Annotated in this window: 21 protein-coding genes and 1 tRNA gene; 11 read left to right on the forward strand and 11 right to left on the reverse strand. The window is 28.3% G+C overall.

All coding sequences use genetic code 11. The features are described 5' to 3' along the window. Positions 1–2: 2 nt before the first annotated feature. The 11 genes from Bmayo_RS03875 to flgF all read right to left on the reverse strand — a co-directional run bounded on the left by Bmayo_RS03875 (position 3) and on the right by flgF (position 9184). Positions 3–491: a CvpA family protein gene (locus Bmayo_RS03875; RefSeq protein WP_075552407.1), complete on the reverse strand. Its 489-nt coding sequence runs from the start codon at positions 489–491 to the stop codon at positions 3–5. Continuing rightward, on the reverse strand, positions 488–1579 hold the full coding sequence (murG, locus tag Bmayo_RS03880; RefSeq protein ID WP_075552408.1) for an undecaprenyldiphospho-muramoylpentapeptide beta-N-acetylglucosaminyltransferase: 1092 nt from the start codon (positions 1577–1579) through the stop codon (positions 488–490). The genes Bmayo_RS03875 and murG overlap by 4 nt, the downstream gene beginning before the upstream one ends. A gap of 150 nt (positions 1580–1729) precedes the next feature. Continuing rightward, positions 1730–2524 carry a PfkB family carbohydrate kinase gene (locus Bmayo_RS03885; protein ID WP_075552409.1) on the reverse strand — a complete coding sequence of 265 codons (795 nt, stop codon included), beginning with the start codon at positions 2522–2524 and terminating at the stop codon, positions 1730–1732. Beyond that, positions 2499–3539, reverse strand: a complete 1041-nt coding sequence (tsaD, locus tag Bmayo_RS03890; protein WP_075552410.1) for a tRNA (adenosine(37)-N6)-threonylcarbamoyltransferase complex transferase subunit TsaD — start codon at positions 3537–3539, stop codon at positions 2499–2501. The genes Bmayo_RS03885 and tsaD overlap by 26 nt, the downstream gene beginning before the upstream one ends. Continuing rightward, entirely contained in the window at positions 3536–4414 is an 879-nt protein-coding gene (locus tag Bmayo_RS03895) for a divergent polysaccharide deacetylase family protein (protein WP_075552411.1), read from the reverse strand. Before Bmayo_RS03895 ends, tsaD begins: the two co-directional genes overlap by 4 nt. Before the next feature lie 50 nt (positions 4415–4464). Continuing rightward, the gene (gene rpoS / locus Bmayo_RS03900; RefSeq protein ID WP_075552412.1) at positions 4465–5265 is read right to left on the reverse strand and encodes an RNA polymerase sigma factor RpoS; all 801 of its coding nucleotides are present in this window, start codon (positions 5263–5265) and stop codon (positions 4465–4467) included. A gap of 146 nt (positions 5266–5411) precedes the next feature. Then, positions 5412–5732 (reverse strand): rod-binding protein, encoded by a 321-nt coding sequence (locus Bmayo_RS03905; RefSeq protein WP_075552413.1) that lies wholly within the window; start codon positions 5730–5732, stop codon positions 5412–5414. Beyond that, complete coding sequence (locus Bmayo_RS03910) at positions 5722–6720, reverse strand: flagellar basal body P-ring protein FlgI (RefSeq protein WP_075552414.1); 999 nt, start codon at positions 6718–6720, stop codon at positions 5722–5724. The genes Bmayo_RS03905 and Bmayo_RS03910 overlap by 11 nt, the downstream gene beginning before the upstream one ends. A 171-nt stretch (positions 6721–6891) precedes the next feature. Beyond that, a complete protein-coding gene (locus Bmayo_RS03915; RefSeq protein ID WP_075552507.1) occupies positions 6892–7326 on the reverse strand; it encodes a hypothetical protein in 435 nt (144 codons plus the stop codon). A gap of 199 nt (positions 7327–7525) precedes the next feature. Then, the gene (gene flgG, locus Bmayo_RS03920; protein ID WP_075552415.1) at positions 7526–8323 is read right to left on the reverse strand and encodes a flagellar basal-body rod protein FlgG; all 798 of its coding nucleotides are present in this window, start codon (positions 8321–8323) and stop codon (positions 7526–7528) included. A 12-nt stretch (positions 8324–8335) separates the two neighbouring features. After that, positions 8336–9184, reverse strand: coding sequence for a flagellar basal-body rod protein FlgF (flgF, locus tag Bmayo_RS03925; protein WP_075552416.1), 849 nt, complete (start codon positions 9182–9184; stop codon positions 8336–8338). A 245-nt stretch (positions 9185–9429) separates the two neighbouring features. On the opposite strand from flgF, the gene Bmayo_RS03930 reads away from it, so the two are divergent. The 11 genes from Bmayo_RS03930 to Bmayo_RS03980 all read left to right on the forward strand — a co-directional run bounded on the left by Bmayo_RS03930 (position 9430) and on the right by Bmayo_RS03980 (position 15273). After that, entirely contained in the window at positions 9430–9990 is a 561-nt protein-coding gene (locus Bmayo_RS03930) for a DUF2147 domain-containing protein (RefSeq protein ID WP_075552417.1), read from the forward strand. 63 nt (positions 9991–10053) lie between these two features. Further along, positions 10054–10584 carry an adenine phosphoribosyltransferase gene (locus tag Bmayo_RS03935; protein ID WP_075552418.1) on the forward strand — a complete coding sequence of 177 codons (531 nt, stop codon included), beginning with the start codon at positions 10054–10056 and terminating at the stop codon, positions 10582–10584. A 56-nt stretch (positions 10585–10640) separates the two neighbouring features. Further along, positions 10641–10952: a 50S ribosomal protein L21 gene (rplU, locus tag Bmayo_RS03940; protein WP_075552419.1), complete on the forward strand. Its 312-nt coding sequence runs from the start codon at positions 10641–10643 to the stop codon at positions 10950–10952. A gap of 5 nt (positions 10953–10957) precedes the next feature. Then, entirely contained in the window at positions 10958–11278 is a 321-nt protein-coding gene (locus Bmayo_RS03945; RefSeq protein WP_075552508.1) for a ribosomal-processing cysteine protease Prp, read from the forward strand. After that, positions 11278–11523: a 50S ribosomal protein L27 gene (gene rpmA, locus Bmayo_RS03950; protein ID WP_075552420.1), complete on the forward strand. Its 246-nt coding sequence runs from the start codon at positions 11278–11280 to the stop codon at positions 11521–11523. The genes Bmayo_RS03945 and rpmA overlap by 1 nt, the downstream gene beginning before the upstream one ends. 45 nt (positions 11524–11568) lie before the next feature. Further along, positions 11569–12555, forward strand: coding sequence for a GTPase ObgE (gene obgE / locus Bmayo_RS03955; protein ID WP_075552421.1), 987 nt, complete (start codon positions 11569–11571; stop codon positions 12553–12555). A gap of 83 nt (positions 12556–12638) precedes the next feature. Beyond that, positions 12639–13220 (forward strand): nicotinate (nicotinamide) nucleotide adenylyltransferase, encoded by a 582-nt coding sequence (nadD, locus tag Bmayo_RS03960; protein ID WP_075552422.1) that lies wholly within the window; start codon positions 12639–12641, stop codon positions 13218–13220. Beyond that, positions 13217–14401, forward strand: a complete 1185-nt coding sequence (locus tag Bmayo_RS03965; protein WP_075552423.1) for an LCP family protein — start codon at positions 13217–13219, stop codon at positions 14399–14401. Before nadD ends, Bmayo_RS03965 begins: the two co-directional genes overlap by 4 nt. After that, positions 14376–14726, forward strand: a complete 351-nt coding sequence (rsfS, locus tag Bmayo_RS03970; protein WP_075552424.1) for a ribosome silencing factor — start codon at positions 14376–14378, stop codon at positions 14724–14726. The genes Bmayo_RS03965 and rsfS overlap by 26 nt, the downstream gene beginning before the upstream one ends. 113 nt (positions 14727–14839) lie before the next feature. Then, positions 14840–15133 carry a DNA-binding protein SpoVG gene (gene spoVG / locus Bmayo_RS03975; protein WP_002557374.1) on the forward strand — a complete coding sequence of 98 codons (294 nt, stop codon included), beginning with the start codon at positions 14840–14842 and terminating at the stop codon, positions 15131–15133. 68 nt (positions 15134–15201) lie between these two features. Further along, positions 15202–15273: transfer RNA gene (locus Bmayo_RS03980), tRNA-Gln, on the forward strand. The last annotated feature ends 15 nt before the right edge of the window (positions 15274–15288 follow it).

A 15288-nucleotide genomic window follows, 5' to 3' on the forward strand; every position in this document is an offset into this window, starting at 1 on the left:
CCTTATTTTGTTTTTGAAATTTTAAAGAGATAGTTTATTCCAGGATTCAAATAATCAAGTAGTTTGCTTTCTTTTAGGAAATATTCAGGTTTAAATATTTGTTGTGAGTGTATTATGTAAACCACGATTGCAATTATTCCAAAAGCTTCAAGTAGACCAAGTACTAAGCCTAGTATTCTGTTGAAGAATAATAATTTAAGTTGACTTATTATTGATTCTATTAATGATTGTAGGATTAAAAATCCTATATGTATGAGCAGAAAAAATACAAGTAGTGCTTGAATGTAGGATAGTTCAACAATAGGTTCAACCAGTTTTCTAAATTCTTCAGTTTTTTTGTAAAGCAGCAGTATTAAAACAAAAACTTCAGCAAATCCACTAATTTCCTTAATAAATCCTCTTAAAAATCCTCTAAATCCTAAAGATGTAAAAATTATTATTATTAGTATGTCTACTATTCCGGTTATTTTTACAGGATCGTTTGCTATCATTTAGATTTTGTCTCCTTAATGTCTTTTATTAGTAATTTGGCTATTAAAGTTGAAGAATGCTTATTGTTGAATTTTTTAATATTTTCTTTGAGAGAGTTGATTTTTCCTCTATCTTTTAAAGTTTCTTTTATAATTTTTAAAATATTTGTATTTAAAATTTCATCTTCATCTATATAAATGCAAGCATTTTGATTTTTTAGTAATTTTGCATTTTTAATCTGATCTCCTCTAGAGCCTTTTTTAAATGGAATCAAAATTACACATGCACCAGCATTTGCAAATTCTTTTATTGCTCCAGCTCCAGCTCTGCTTATTATTATATTGGAAAATTTAACTATGCTTGCCATTTCCTCTGCGTTAAAAAATTGTCTTCTCAGATAATTATCTTCTCTCAGGTCATTTAAGTTTTTACCCGATTGATGGATGAAGTAGATTCTAGCATCCTTTTTAATACAGAGTGCAAGATTGTTTAAAGCATTAGCACCAAGAGATCCTCCAAGTATGCTAACAATTGGTTTACTAGTGTTTTGGGTTAATTGTTTGATGATTTTGGGATTTGGAGTTAAAAATTCTCTTCTTATGGGAGATCCTGTGTAAACAATGTTTTTTTTGTTTTTAAAGTATTTTTCACTTTCTTTAAAGCTTATATGTATTTTATTTGCGAATTTAGAGTTAATTTTTGTTGCAAGTCCAGGATCTAGATCCATTTCATGGGTTATTCTTTTTATTTTTAGCAAACTAGATGCAATAATTGTAGGAGTTGAAACAAATCCTCCGGTTGCGTAGATAATCTGGGGTTTATATTTTTTTAAAATGTAGAAGCTTTTTATTATTCCGGTTATTACTTTGAAAAAGTCAGTAAAGTTTTGAAAAGAAAAATAGCGTCTAAGTTTTCCGCATGGAACCGAAATAAATTTAATATTATTTTGTTCTTTTATTATTTTTTCTTCTATAGATTTTTTTTTACCTATCCAAAAAAATTCAATTTCATTGTCAAATTCTTTTAATGTCTGTATTATTGATATTCCTGGAAATACGTGACCTCCAGTTCCCCCTCCTGTAAAAAATATTATTTTTTTATTTGACATATATTTATTTACTCATAAAAATAATAAAGCATTTGCTTTGTAATAGATTTTTGTACATTTTATTCTAATAATAATATATTGCAATGCAAATATTTTCTTTGTACTAAAGATCGAATCGATCTTTAAAATTGAATTTACCGAAATTTAAATTCAAAATGTATTTTTTAAAAACTTTTCAATCTGAACCCCTTCTTTTTTAAAAGCATTTTCTTTAATTGAATCTTTTATTATTAAGTGAATAGCTTTTGTTGTTTTTTCTAGGGCCTGTTCTATTTCGAATTTTTCCAAGTATCCTATAAGCAAGCTAGTAAATAAATCTCCTGTTCCACTGAAATTTTGCTCTAATTTTTCTAAAAAAAACTCTGAGTATTCTTTGTTTTTAGGATTGTAACAAATGTTTCCTAAAAGATCTCCCTTTTTAATGCTTGTAACAACCACTATTCCTTTTGTATCAAGATTTAATATTGCTTTTATAATATCATCTTTGTTGTTAAGTTGTGAGCTTTTGCTTAGCATTTCAAGCTCTGTGATATTGGGTGTTATTATGTTTGCATACTTTATGATTTTTCGAAATCCACTAATTATTTTATTATCAAATAGAGGATAAATTATTCCATCATCAGCAAATACAGGGTCAATTACAATTTTTTCAAATTTTATTAATTTAATCATTTTTTCTATTGTTATTTGCTGTTTTTCACTTCCCAGAAACCCCGTATAGAGTATGTCAAAGCGTTCATTTTGCTCTTTCCATATATTGATAAATTTTTCCAAATGATCGGTTAAATCCACTATTTCAAATTTTTTATAAGCTGTGGAAGCAGAAAGGACAGCTGTAACAAAAGGGCACACTTGCATATTAAATGAAGATATTACTGGTATGCATATTGTAAGGGATGTTCTTCCCATGCTTGAAATATCATGCATTGCTAAAATTCTTTTCATTATTTTTCTCCCTATTCTGGTTTTTATAATTTTCTATTCTTGAATTTGCATCAATTTCTATTGGACTTTCTCCATATTTTAAATACATATTAAATCCAAGTCCTGCAATCATTGCCCCATTATCTGTGCAAAGATCAAGAGGGGGGTAGTAAGTTTGTATTTTAAGCTTATCTATTTTTTCTCTTAAGTATAAATTGCTTGCAACACCGCCCGCTATTACTACTTTATTGATTTTAGTATCTTTTATTGCTCTTTTTAGTGGGGTGATTAGATTTTCAAAGGCAGCTTTTTGGAAGCTTGCAGCTATATTATTTTTTGTTGTTGGATTATTTTTGCTTTTGAATTTTTCTAGTTGATGTATGCAAGCTGTTTTTAGTCCAGAGTATGAAAAATCGTACCAGTTTTCTTTTTTTCTAAAGGTGGTAACTGGAAATTGAAATGTATTTTCATCTCCATTTTTAGATATTTGTTCGATGTTTGGACCTCCCGGAAATCCCATATCATAATGTTTTGCTACTTTATCAAAAGCTTCTCCACAAGAATCATCTAGAGTTCTTCCAAGTATTTCAACATCATCGAAATTTTTTTGTTTAGCAATCAATGTATGCCCACCACTTAATAATAATGATATAAATGGATATTCTATTTTTGAGTGCATTAAAGGAGCATAAAGATGGCCTAAAATGTGGTCAATGCAAACAATAGGTTTTTTTAATGAAATTGCTAGACCTTTGGCAAAGTTTAATCCAACTATTAAAGACCCAATAAGTCCAGGTCTAGATGTTACAGCTATTAAGTCAATTTCAGATATTTTAGTATTTGCCTTTTTGAGCGCTTTTATGCAAACAGACATAATAGCTTCAGTATGAAGTCTTGAGGCAATCTCAGGCACTATGCCATAATATTTTTTGTGTTCTGTTTGATTTAATTTTATATTGCTTAAAATATGAATTCCGTTTTCCACTACAGCTGCGCAGCAGTCGTCACAAGAGGTTTCTATTCCAAGCACTTTCATTTGATTGTTTCCTCGTAAAGATTTAATAAGTTATCAAATTCGAATTCCTGGTTTAAATCAGGCTCTTTTTTTCTTAGGACTTTTAGTGTATTTTTAGACCAAATGTGTCCGATTACTTTTACTATTCCATTTTTTCTGGCAATATTTTTTGCTTTTTCAAGCTCCTTAAGTACGGACTCTTCTGTGTCTTTGCTATCAAGAAATACGTCTCTTTTTTCTACTCTAACTCCAATTTCTTTACCCATTGTTTCTGGTATGCTTCCCGCAATAGTTACGCTGTCGAAAAAATATCTGTCAATCTCTTTAAGCTTTTCTAAAATGATTTTCATCAAATCTTTATTTGAAGTGATTAAACTGCCCATATGATTATTCATTATTTTTGCATCAGGATACTTTTTAAATGCTTTTTCGATTTTATTATGTATTTCTTCTTTTTTATCTTTTATGCTTATATGAAATTTTTCTATTGAATTTCTATGTTTTGATTGCATTGGGAAATGTATTATTACTGTTTTGTTGGCATTTTTTAGTTTTTTGTACAAACTCATTGATTTTGGTAAAAATGGAATAATGGCATAATTTATTTTAAGATTAAGTTTTATAAATTGTTCTAACATGAATTCATCATAGCCCACGTCGTCGATGATTAAGTAAAACTTAGGCTTGATTTTAGCTTTTTTATCTTCTTTGTTATTTTTTATCATTAAACTGACTTTTTGTATTTTTTCAAACCCATTTTTAAGTGGTACATTTGCAACTTTTGAATTGTTGTTAAAATAGAAAAAACTTGCAAATGCCTGAGTTATTGCAATAACAATAGAAATTATAATAAAAATTACAATAAACTTGTTTTTTTTAATATAAAATATAAACATTCATGACCACTGACTTACAAGTAGATCAGAACATGTCATGAATGTCAATGTTAATTTATCTCTTCTTTTAGTTTTTTAAGAACTCTTTTTTCAATCTGTCTTACAGTTTCTGATGATATTCCAAGCTCTGTTGAAATATCTTTTAAGGTGCTTTTTTTTGGACTATTGTCTAGGTTGTATCTTTTTTTGATTATGTATCTTTCCTTTTCGCTTAATTTTGTTTCAAGTATATAATTCAAGTGTTTTAGGGTTGAATCTTGTTCAAGGGTAATTTCAGGGTTAAAAGAATTATCTTCGTATAGATTTAAGAGTGTTGAATTTTCAGATCCCTCTATTTCTTTGTCCAGAGAATATTCTTTTTCAAGATAAGGAATAATTTTTATATACTGAGCAGGAGATAAGTTGAATCTTTTCATTATTTCTTCTTTTTTTGGTGATTTTTCTTCTTCTGTTAAATATTTATTTATTTGTAGTATTAGATTTTCTTTTCTGTATGGGACTTTTACCAACCTAGTTTTAGTGTTTAATGCTCTTTGTAGCGATTGCTTAATCCAGAATGATGCATAAGTTGAAAATTTAGTGTTTTTATTTGGGTCATATTTTTCAGCAGCTCTTATTAATCCTAAGTTGCCTTCTTGAATTAAGTCTTCAATTTTTAGTCCTTTGCCTGCATATCTTTTTATTATTTTTAAAACAAGTCGTAAATTTGCATTTATCATCTTGTTTTTTGCTTTTGCATTGCCTCTTTGTATTTGTCCTGCAAGCTTGATCTCTTCTTCATGAGTAATCAGCTTGTGTTCTCTTACCGATTTTAAATATATGTTTAAATCCTCATTGCTAAATATATTCATAATATTATATTTTTCTCCCCTTTTTTGAATTATTGTGATTAAGTTTTTACTACTTAACTTCCATGCAAAAATTGTGCCAATTTAGCTTAAAATCATCTTTAAATTAAATTGGATCTAATTTTGAGATTAGGGTGTGTTTTTTTGAATTATTTACTTTTTTGTAATTGGTTGTAAATTAAATCGGCAAGTCCAAAGCTTTGAGCTTGTGCTATTTGTTTTGCTCTTTGTTCGCAAAGCATGTCTTCGAAAATTTCTTCTACTTGACCTCCGTTTAGCAAATTTTGATCTTTGTTGAGAGTTTTTTTCATGCTTTTAAGCATTTGTTTGATAAATATAGCTTCAAATTCTAAAGAAGCTTTTCGAAGTTCTTCGTTTTTTTGAAAGGATTTTTTTATTTCTGCGGGATTTTTAAAATTATTTATTTGATTTTTAAATTTTAGATTTTGTGAATTAATTTTAGTTTCCATCAACTTCCTCCAAGATAAGTTCTCCATTTAATTTATTGATTTTTTGTGCAGCTTGAATTATTTGAATTAATTCTTTATTGCTAAGATTGTTGGAATTTTTTAATATAAATTCGTTTAATTTCATTGAGTTTACTTGAATTGTTGTTTTATTATTTTTACTTAAAATATTTTGATTGTCTTTTTCAATTGAAAATGTAAACGTACCTATTTTTGCATTTTCACTTGCTAGAATAATGCCATTTTTTTTGTCTATTAATATTTTAGGGTAGGTTTCTATTTCAATATTTTCAATTTCTTCTAATAGGCTTATGTTTTTTGCTTCTATTTCTATGGTGCTATCTGATTTAATTTTGTTATTGATTTTTTTAGAGGTCAATATTTTGTGAATTCTATTTATTAATGTATAATTTCCTTTTTTAAGAATTATATTATAACTGTAGTTAATATTTTGATTCTCATTTATTATTATGCTATCTAGGGTATATCCAGATCCTCTTAATTTGTTATTGGTCTTTATAATTCCTGATGCAATTGCTATTATTTCTCCCTCTTTATTTTTAAGATTTGTTTTTAAAAGTATTCCATTTGTTAAATCTTTTGAGTCTAATATTGATGCAATGCAAGCCTGATGTTTTGAGCCCTTGATTGTATTGCCTTTTACTTGGAGACTTACATTTACTAGTGCAATATTTTTACTTTCTATGTTATTTAGGCCTATTTCATTTGTTGTATTATTTTCTTCTAAAATTTTAATTATAAGGTCTTTTTCTTTTAGAGAGTCTCCTTTCCCAGCAAGACCTGCTACTATCCCAATGCCTGTTAAAAAATTTGTGTTTGTGGGATAAATATCTGCAATTTCTCTTAATTTTACGATTTCAGACAGACTATTGTTAAATGATTGTTCTGCTTTTAGTCCTGTTGAGGCTTTATTTGTTTGGGCTAATAGGCTTGTTGCAAATGTAATTAACATCAACATTAGTTTGTTCATTCTTTACCCTATTTATTTTATTTCTTTAATATCTATTATTTTATATCAATTATTGTAATTAATGAAACTTTTTAGGCAAATTACTAATTAATCCTTGATTTGTTAAATATTATTTGTATTAATAAAGATTAAAATTAATAATTTTTAGATTGAGGAAGATAAAGCAAGGCATTATTCTTTTTGCACTTTATTTAATCTTATCTCTTCATTTTTTATTGTGCTGCGTATAACTTTGTATTTACTATTGTTTAATTCATTTAGACTTAAAACATCATTCATTCTTGTTGTGTTAATTTTGTATTTAAAGTAGATATTGCGTTCATTAAGGATTTCATTTTTTTTTAGATTTTCTTTTGCAAATACAATGGGCTCGATTATATCAATATACATATTAATGTAATTATGTCTTTTGTAGCTTTCAAAGTTTTTTGCATAATAAACTAGAGTTTTTTGAATTGGAATATTTTTGTATGAACTGTTGCTTTTTACTTTAAATTTTATTTTTTTGAAAAATTTATCTTCTATGTTTATTTCAGATTCATCAAAGCTGAATTGAAGTATATACATGTTTTCATTTGATAAATTTTTTGTGATGTAATAAATTATTTCAAAAATTATTGATTTTTTTGTTAAATGTGGAGGGATATATATTTTTGATAAGCTTTGATTGTTACATATTGTTGAATACTTCTTTGAAAAGAAATATGCTTTACTAGGAGTGATATTGAAGCACAAATCATGAGTAGCACTTATAATTGAGCTTGTTGTGGAAAATAAAATAAAAATAAATAATCTTTTTTTTATTTTACTGCCTTTTTAAATTATTTGCAATTCCTAACATATTGTCAGAGGTTTGAATAGCCTTTGAGTTTATTTCATAAGCTCTTTGAGCTACTATCATTGTTACCATTTCTTCAGCAATAGATACATTTGACATTTCAAGTATGCCTTGTCTTAGTCTTCCCATGCCCTCACTTCCTGGTATTCCTGCTATTTCTTGGCCTGATCCAGCTGTTTCTTTAAATAAATTACTTCCAATAGCGCTTAGTCCTGCCGGGTTAACAAATCTTGATATTTCAATTTGTCCAAGCTCTATTGGTTCGTTACTGTTATCAATTTTTACCGACACTATTCCTTGCTCAGATATTGTAATTGAGCTTTGTATATATTCTTCTGGAAAAAATATATTGGGCAATACCTTGTATCCTTGGCTTGTTACAAGCTCTCGATTAGAATCAATTTTAAATGACCCGTCTCTAGTATATGCATAAGTTCCATCAGGTAGAAGAATTTTGTAAAATCCATCTCCTTCAATAGCAACATCAGTGAGTAAATTGGTAGATTGCATTTTTCCTTGTTCAAATATTCTCTGAGTAGCAGCAATTTTTGTTCCGTGACCGACTTGATTTCCAAGCGGTCTTAAAGTATTTTCAGTTGCAGGGGTTCCTGCTCTGTTTTGGGTCTGATAAATCAAATCTTCAAATTCTGCTCTTATTTTTTTAAATCCTATAGTATTCACATTTGAAAGATTATTGGCAATTGTGTCTACATTGTATTGTTGTGCAGTCATTCCGCTTGCTGCTGTCCATAATGCTCTCATCATAAAATATGCTCCTTAATATTTTCCAATTTCATTTATTAATTTTCCTAAGAGACTGTCTTCAGTTTGTATTGTTTTTTGATTAGCTTCATAAGCTCTGTTAATTTCAATCATTAAAACCATTTCGTTAACAGTATTAACATTTGAAGCTTCAAGTGTTTCTGTTTCTATTTTAGGCCTTAATGATACATCAATTTCTTGTGCTTTGCCAGATATTTTTGTATCAACCCACAAAGAATTACCCTGTTTTTTGAGAAATCTGGGATTTTCAAAATTTACAATTCTAATGGTGTCAAGCAGCTCATAATTTTCCCAAGAATTTTCATATTCACTAACAAGTCTTTTGGGGGTTGATTCAAAGTTTGAATTGTGAAAGATTTGTCCCTGAGATGTTATTTTAAAATTATTTTTTTTAAGATATATATATCCTTTTTCCCCTAGAACAGGAAATCCGCTTTTTGTAACAAGGATTCCCTCTTTTCCAATAGTAAAAGAGCCGTTTCTTGTATATCTTTCTCCATCTGAAGTTTGTATTACGAAAAACCCTTGATCAGTGAGTGCTAAATCTAATGGATTGCCAGTAGTTTTTAATGGACCTTGTTCAAACACTGTGTATATCTCATTTTCTTCAACTCCTGTTCCTAGTTTACCTACAACCGGAGCTGTTTCAAGGTGTCCTTTAGGAAATTTATAAAGGCCATCATCATTTAGTCTTCTTATTAGCATTTCTGGAAATGCTTTTTGAATGGATAAATCTTTTTTGTATCCAATAAGATCTATGTTTGCCAAATTATTTGACACTGCGTCAAGTTTGCGTCTTTCTGCCATCATTCCGCTGGCAGCTGTATAAATTCCTCTTATCATAGTTGAATCCTTAAAGACAAATAACTTTATTAATATTAGCATTAATTGTTCCATATAACAATTAATTGACCTATTGTGTTTTGTTTAATTTTATATTTTTATCTAGGTTTTTATTTTTATAAATAATTAAACTTATAGGATAAGTTGTATAATTGTGTTTGTGGCTAATTTTAAATTAGCTGCCTTAAATGAGTAATTTAAAAAAAGAACTATAATTTAGGATTATTTAGTTTTAAGGAGAATTGATGAATAGAGTTTTTTCAAGGTTTTTTCTTTTTCTTTGTTTTTCAATGTTTTTATTTGCAAATTCAGAAGATTCAAATGAAAACAAAATTGTTAATAAAGATGAAAACCTTGGTTTTGAAAATGAAGTTTTAGGATATTGGGTTGGTTATAATGATGTGAGTAACATAAAAAATTCTATTATATATATTTATAAATATAATGGAGAAGTTTATGGTCGAATTTTAGCTATCATAAAAGATGGTAAAAAGTATGATACTAAAAATCCCTCAGGAGACACTGTTGTTGGGTTTGAAAATCTTGCAATAGAAGGTCTTGATTTTATGTGGGGCCTTAAGTATTCTTCTTCTTCTAAAAAGTGGGATAGGGGCAAAATAATAGATCCTAAAAACGGCAAAATTTATAATTCTGAGATGAGTGTTGATAGTAAAACTGGGAATCTTGTCACCAAGGGGAAAGTTTGGATTTTTGGTAGAAGCAAAATTTGGACAAGGGCTAAAGCTGATGAAATGCCAGAAGTAGACTTGCAAAATCTTGTTCCAGCTCCCCCTATAAAAAATTAAATTTGTCTTTTGGTCTTGCTATTTTGAAAAAATATATAAACATATAGATGGGGTGAGTAGGTTATGAAAAATAAGACAGAGTATTATGATCAGTTTATTTCAAAAATACCCGATTTTCCTAAAAAGGGTGTTCTTTTTTATGATATTACTAGTGTTTTGCTAAAACCCGAAGTTTATAGTTCATTAATAAATGAGGTATATTCTTTTTATAATTTTAAAAAGATTGATTGCATTGCAGTTGTTGAGTCTAGGGGATATTTAATAGGTGCTCCTTTGTCTTTAAAAATGCAACTTCCTCTTGTTTTAATTCGAAAAGAGGGTAAATTACCTAGAGAGGTTTTTAGTGAGGAGTATGAGCTTGAATATGGTTTTGGGAGAATAGAAGTGCACAAAGACGATGTTAGGATGTATTCCAATATTCTTTTAATAGATGATATATTAGCTACCGGTGGAACTTTAAAGTCGTCTGCAATTTTGCTAGAGAGAGCCGGAGGCAAGGTTAAAGATATTTTTTGTTTTATTGAGCTTTGTGGTATTAATGGTAGACAAAGCCTTGAAAGTTATGAAGTCAATTCTCTTGTAAGGTATAATTAATTTAATGCTTGACTTTTCTTTTTTATTAAATTTACAATATTTAGTTGAGGTAATGTATGTATGCACTGGTAGAAATAAATGGCAAGCAATATAAGGCTATTGAGGGCGAATTTTTAAAAATAGATAAAATTTCTCATATTGAAAAGGAGAAGTTGGAATTTAATAATGTTTTGCTTATTAATAAAGACGGAGAGGTTAAAATAGGAAAGCCTTATGTTGTAAATTCTCTTATTAGATGCACCTATAAAGAAGATAAAAAAGATAAAAAGGTTGTTTCTTATAGATACAGAAGAAGAAAATCAAGTGAGAGAAAAGTTGGGCACAGACAAACCTATTCTTATATTTTGGTTGATGAAATAGTTTTTTAATTTTGTTGATTAATGTTTTAGTAAAAGTAAAAGACGATGTAATCATTTATCTTTTAGCCAATGGTCATGCTATAAGTAAGAATAATATTAACGTTGTCTGTTCTTCTTTTTCTTTTATTTTAAGAACCTTTTTTAGTGTTCTTGATCTTGAGGGTGAGGCTTTTGTTGTGAAAAATTCAGAAAGAGGTTATTTAGAATTTAAGCCCTTTTTTAAGGATTTGAGCAAAGAAAGTCTTTTATATTATAGTAGGTTTTTAATTAGAGGTATAAATGATTTGTGCTTTGAATATCCTGATGATATTAAATTAATTTTGGAGGAAAATTAATGGCAACAAGTAAAAGTGGTGGTAGTTCAAAAAATGGACGAGATTCTATATCCAAGCGACTTGGAGTTAAAAGAAGCGGTGGTCAGTTTGTTAGGGCTGGAGAAATAATTGTTAGACAAAGAGGTACAAAATTTCATAAGGGTAAAAACGTCGGCCTTGGAAGAGATTATACAATATTTGCACTTTCATCTGGTAAGGTAGAGTTTAAAACTTTGAAGGGACGAAAATATGTAAATATTGTTTAGTTTTAATTGAAAAAATTAGGGATTAATTGAAAAATTGGAGAAAGGTTGTATAACTTTAAGGACTCTGTAAATATAACGGTAGTTTCAGGCAATGGTGGTTCTGGATGTGTTTCTTTTTTGAGAGAAAAGTTTAATGCAAAAGGCGGTCCAGATGGCGGAAATGGCGGGAGTGGTGGAAGTGTAGTTTTTAGGGTGAGAGAAAATCTCAGCACTTTGTCTTTTTATAAAAATGGCCATGTGCTTTGTGCCGAAAATGGTAAACCTGGAATGGGTTTTAAAAGAAGTGGTGCTAATGGTAAAGATTTAATTCTTTTTGTTCCCCCAAATACAGAAGTTTATAATGAAAATGATGGAACTCTTTTGTGTAGGCTTAAAAATTTAAATGACGAATTTGTTGTTTTAAAAGGTGGCAGAGGTGGTCTTGGTAATTGGAATTTTAAAACTTCAGTTAGAAGGGCGCCAAGGTTTGCTCAACCTGGGGAATCGGGCAATAGCTTGGGTGTGCGCCTTGAACTTTTTTTGGTGGCAGATATTGGACTTGTTGGTCTACCTAATGCTGGCAAATCTTCTCTTCTTAATAGAATAACCTCAGCAAAATCCAGGGTAGCAAATTATCCTTTTACAACAAAAATTCCTCATCTTGGTGTGTTGAGACTTTCTTATGATGATTTAATTATTGCAGATATTCCGGGAATAATTAAGGGTGCTAGCTTTGGAATAGGACTTGGGACTGAATTTTTAAAACATATTTCTAAAACCAAAATTTTAGCTTTGGTGATTGATGTTTCTGAAGCAAATTTTTTGGACTCATACAGCATTCTTTTAAATGAATTAAAATCTTATAATTATGATCTTCTTAATAAAAAAAAAATTATTATTGCCAATAAGCTTGATTTGAATGGTTCTGAGGAAAATTTTGATTGCTTGAGAAAAGCTTTAGGAAAAGAAAAGATTGTTGGCATCTCTATTTATGAGAATAGAGGAATTGATGAACTTATTAAAGAATTTTTTATTTTGGCTAAAACTTTTTAATAAAATTGATTTTTATGTCGGGCTTTTTGTTGTTAAGACTTGGTTTTTGGATATCAAGTTTAATTTGATTTAGGAAAAAATTTATGAGAATTGCAATATTGGGAGGCACTTATAATCCAGTTCATATTGGACATATTTTTTTGGCAAAAGAAATAGAGTATTTATTAAATGTTGATAGGGTAATATTTATTCCCACTTGCAATCCTGCTCATAAATTAATTGAAGAGAATGTTAGTATTAATAATAGAATAGATATGCTCAAGCTTGCATTAGAGAATGAAGATAAAATGTTTATAGATGATTGCGATATAATAAATGGTGGCATAACTTATACTGTTGATACTATTTCTTGTGTTAAAAAAAAATATAAAAACGATAAACTTTTCTTAGTTATTGGTGATGATCTTTTTCAAAATTTTGATTCATGGAAAAATCCTCAAAGCATTGTAAGTTCTGTTGATCTTGTTGTTGCTCACAGAGTCTACAAAGAGAAGCTTAAAAGTTCTTTTAAGCATATTTATATAGATAATAAAATAATACCGATTTCTTCATCAGAGATTAGAAATAGAATTGCAAATGGATTTCCTGTTAGCTATTTATTGCCTTTTGGTGTGTTAAAATACATTAAAGATAATAATTTATATGTCAAAAAGGTAAATATTTGAGAAAGGATTTAATTTTTTTATTTTTAATTGTTCTGATAATAGCCAGTGTAGTAGTTTTTTTTATTAGAAGTTCTAAAAAAGAGTTGGTTTACTTCGAGCTTAATACAAAAAGCAATATTAGTTTTTTGTTTTTAATAGAAGATCTTAACAAAAACCTTGTAAGTATGCAAGAAATTTTTATTAACATAAAAACAGGAAATATTGGGTTTTTAGATATTCCAATTCATACTGGATATGAAGATTTAAAAGGGAATATATCTTGGTTTAAAGATCTTTATAAAAAAAATTCTTTTAATAAGTTTTTATCTAAAATTTATACACAATTATCTCATGAATCAGATTATTATATTCGTTTCCAAAAAGAAAATTTTGTTAAACTTATTGATTACTTAGGGGGAGTTAGACTTCTTGTTAAAAACCCAGTAAAAGTTTATAGCTTTGAGGATTCTATTTTAATACCCTCTGGTACTTCCAATTTTGATGGTGACAAGGCATATGATTATTTGAGATATTTTAATGATGTTAATCAGTTTGAAGAGAGAGTTGAATTTTTTAAAGAATTTTTTAAAAAGCTTCTTTTCCAAATTTTAGATTTTGGTATTGAAAATGACAATTTTTTAAAAATATATTCCATGTTAGATACTAATCTTTCAGAGGTTGTTTTTAAGTATATTGTTAAAAATTATAAAATAAATAATGATAAAATTATTTCTATTAATATTAAAGGACAAGAAGAGATTTTTAAGGACAATGATAATAATTTGATAAAGGTGGTTTTTCCTTATTACGGGGGTGCTATTTTAAAAGAATCGGTGGATAAATTGAACAAAGAGCTTGTTAATGAAGGCGCAGAAGAGATAGTAAAGATTGTTGTTTTAAATGGAACAAAAGTTGTTGGGCTTGCAAAAAAAACAGCAAACATTTTTAATTCTTTAAAATTTAAAGTTTTAAAATTTGGTAATGCAGATAAAAATTCTTATAAAAATACCTTGGTTATAAATAATTCAGATAATTTAGAAATGGCTGTTAGAGTTGGAGAGTCAATTAAAACTTCAAATATTAAGCCAATTTCTGAGGTTCAAACTAAAAGATTGTTAGAGCTTGATAATCTTGATATTAATCCTGATGTAATAGTTATTTTAGGAGATGATTTTAATGGAAGATATGTTAAAAGTAAATGATATTAATGATTTATGTAAAATAATAAGTGATTTTAATGGAATTGATGTTATAGGCATTAATGTTAGCAATATTTGCAATTGGACTGATTTTTTTATAATAGCCACTTTTGTATCATTTAAGCAGATGGAAGCTTTGTATATTGATAAGATAATTAAATTTTTTAAAGAAAAAAAAATTAATCTTAATGTTCAAGGAAAAGGGTTGGTTTATGACTGGACTGTTGTTTCAGGTTCAAATTTAGTAATTCATTTAATGAGTGAAAAGTCTAGAAAATACTACGAACTTGAAAAAATATGGTCCAAAGGAATCATTATTTATTCTTAATTACTGTTTAATTAAAATTAATTAAAAAAACTAAAAATATCATAAAAATATGTTTACAAAAAATAGAAAATATTTTAGATTTAAGTTATGTACTTTTTGCGGGAGGCTTATAAGTGGATATTACAGACATAAGGATTAAGAAAGTTGATAGTAAAAATTCTGGTTCTAAATTGTTAGCATATGTTGCAGTTACTTTTGATAATTGCTTGGTTCTTCACAATATTAGAGTTATCAAAGGGCAAAAGGGAGTATTTATTGCTATGCCTAACAGAAGAACTAGAGTAGGTGAATATAAAGACATTGTACATCCTATTAGTCAGGACTTTAGGAAAGCTTTGCAAACTTCTATTTTTAAAGAATATATAAGAGAAAATCCAGCTGATCTTGAGCTTGAATTAGATTTTTAAATAATTGTTGACAAAGCTCGTTGTATCTTGTATGCTTGTCAATTGTAAGTAAGTATTAATAAGGTATTTGGGACGTCGACAAGTGGTAAGTCAACTGGTTTTGGTCCAGTCATTCGAGGGTTCGAATCCTTCCGTCCCAGTATTTTACATTAGGA

The sequence above is a fragment of the Borreliella mayonii genome, from assembly GCF_001945665.1.
Classification (GTDB): domain Bacteria; phylum Spirochaetota; class Spirochaetia; order Borreliales; family Borreliaceae; genus Borreliella; species Borreliella mayonii.

Excerpts from the sequence above, each read along its gene's own strand:
- Bmayo_RS03935 (WP_075552418.1), top strand. The coding sequence starts at position 10,054 with ATGAAAAATAAGACAGAGTATTATGATCAGTTTATTTCAAAAATACCC.
- rplU (WP_075552419.1), top strand. The coding sequence starts at position 10,641 with ATGTATGCACTGGTAGAAATAAATGGCAAGCAATATAAGGCTATTGAG.
- Bmayo_RS03930 (WP_075552417.1), top strand. The coding sequence starts at position 9,430 with ATGAATAGAGTTTTTTCAAGGTTTTTTCTTTTTCTTTGTTTTTCAATG.
- flgF (WP_075552416.1), bottom strand. The coding sequence starts at position 9,184 with ATGATAAGAGGAATTTATACAGCTGCCAGCGGAATGATGGCAGAAAGA.
- tsaD (WP_075552410.1), bottom strand. The coding sequence starts at position 3,539 with ATGAAAGTGCTTGGAATAGAAACCTCTTGTGACGACTGCTGCGCAGCT.
- rpoS (WP_075552412.1), bottom strand. The coding sequence starts at position 5,265 with ATGAATATATTTAGCAATGAGGATTTAAACATATATTTAAAATCGGTA.
- flgG (WP_075552415.1), bottom strand. The coding sequence starts at position 8,323 with ATGATGAGAGCATTATGGACAGCAGCAAGCGGAATGACTGCACAACAA.
- Bmayo_RS03895 (WP_075552411.1), bottom strand. The coding sequence starts at position 4,414 with ATGTTTATATTTTATATTAAAAAAAACAAGTTTATTGTAATTTTTATT.
- murG (WP_075552408.1), bottom strand. The coding sequence starts at position 1,579 with ATGTCAAATAAAAAAATAATATTTTTTACAGGAGGGGGAACTGGAGGT.
- Bmayo_RS03885 (WP_075552409.1), bottom strand. The coding sequence starts at position 2,524 with ATGAAAAGAATTTTAGCAATGCATGATATTTCAAGCATGGGAAGAACA.
- rpmA (WP_075552420.1), top strand. The coding sequence starts at position 11,278 with ATGGCAACAAGTAAAAGTGGTGGTAGTTCAAAAAATGGACGAGATTCT.
- rsfS (WP_075552424.1), top strand. The coding sequence starts at position 14,376 with ATGGAAGATATGTTAAAAGTAAATGATATTAATGATTTATGTAAAATA.
- nadD (WP_075552422.1), top strand. The coding sequence starts at position 12,639 with ATGAGAATTGCAATATTGGGAGGCACTTATAATCCAGTTCATATTGGA.
- Bmayo_RS03905 (WP_075552413.1), bottom strand. The coding sequence starts at position 5,732 with ATGGAAACTAAAATTAATTCACAAAATCTAAAATTTAAAAATCAAATA.
- Bmayo_RS03875 (WP_075552407.1), bottom strand. The coding sequence starts at position 491 with ATGATAGCAAACGATCCTGTAAAAATAACCGGAATAGTAGACATACTA.
- Bmayo_RS03910 (WP_075552414.1), bottom strand. The coding sequence starts at position 6,720 with ATGAACAAACTAATGTTGATGTTAATTACATTTGCAACAAGCCTATTA.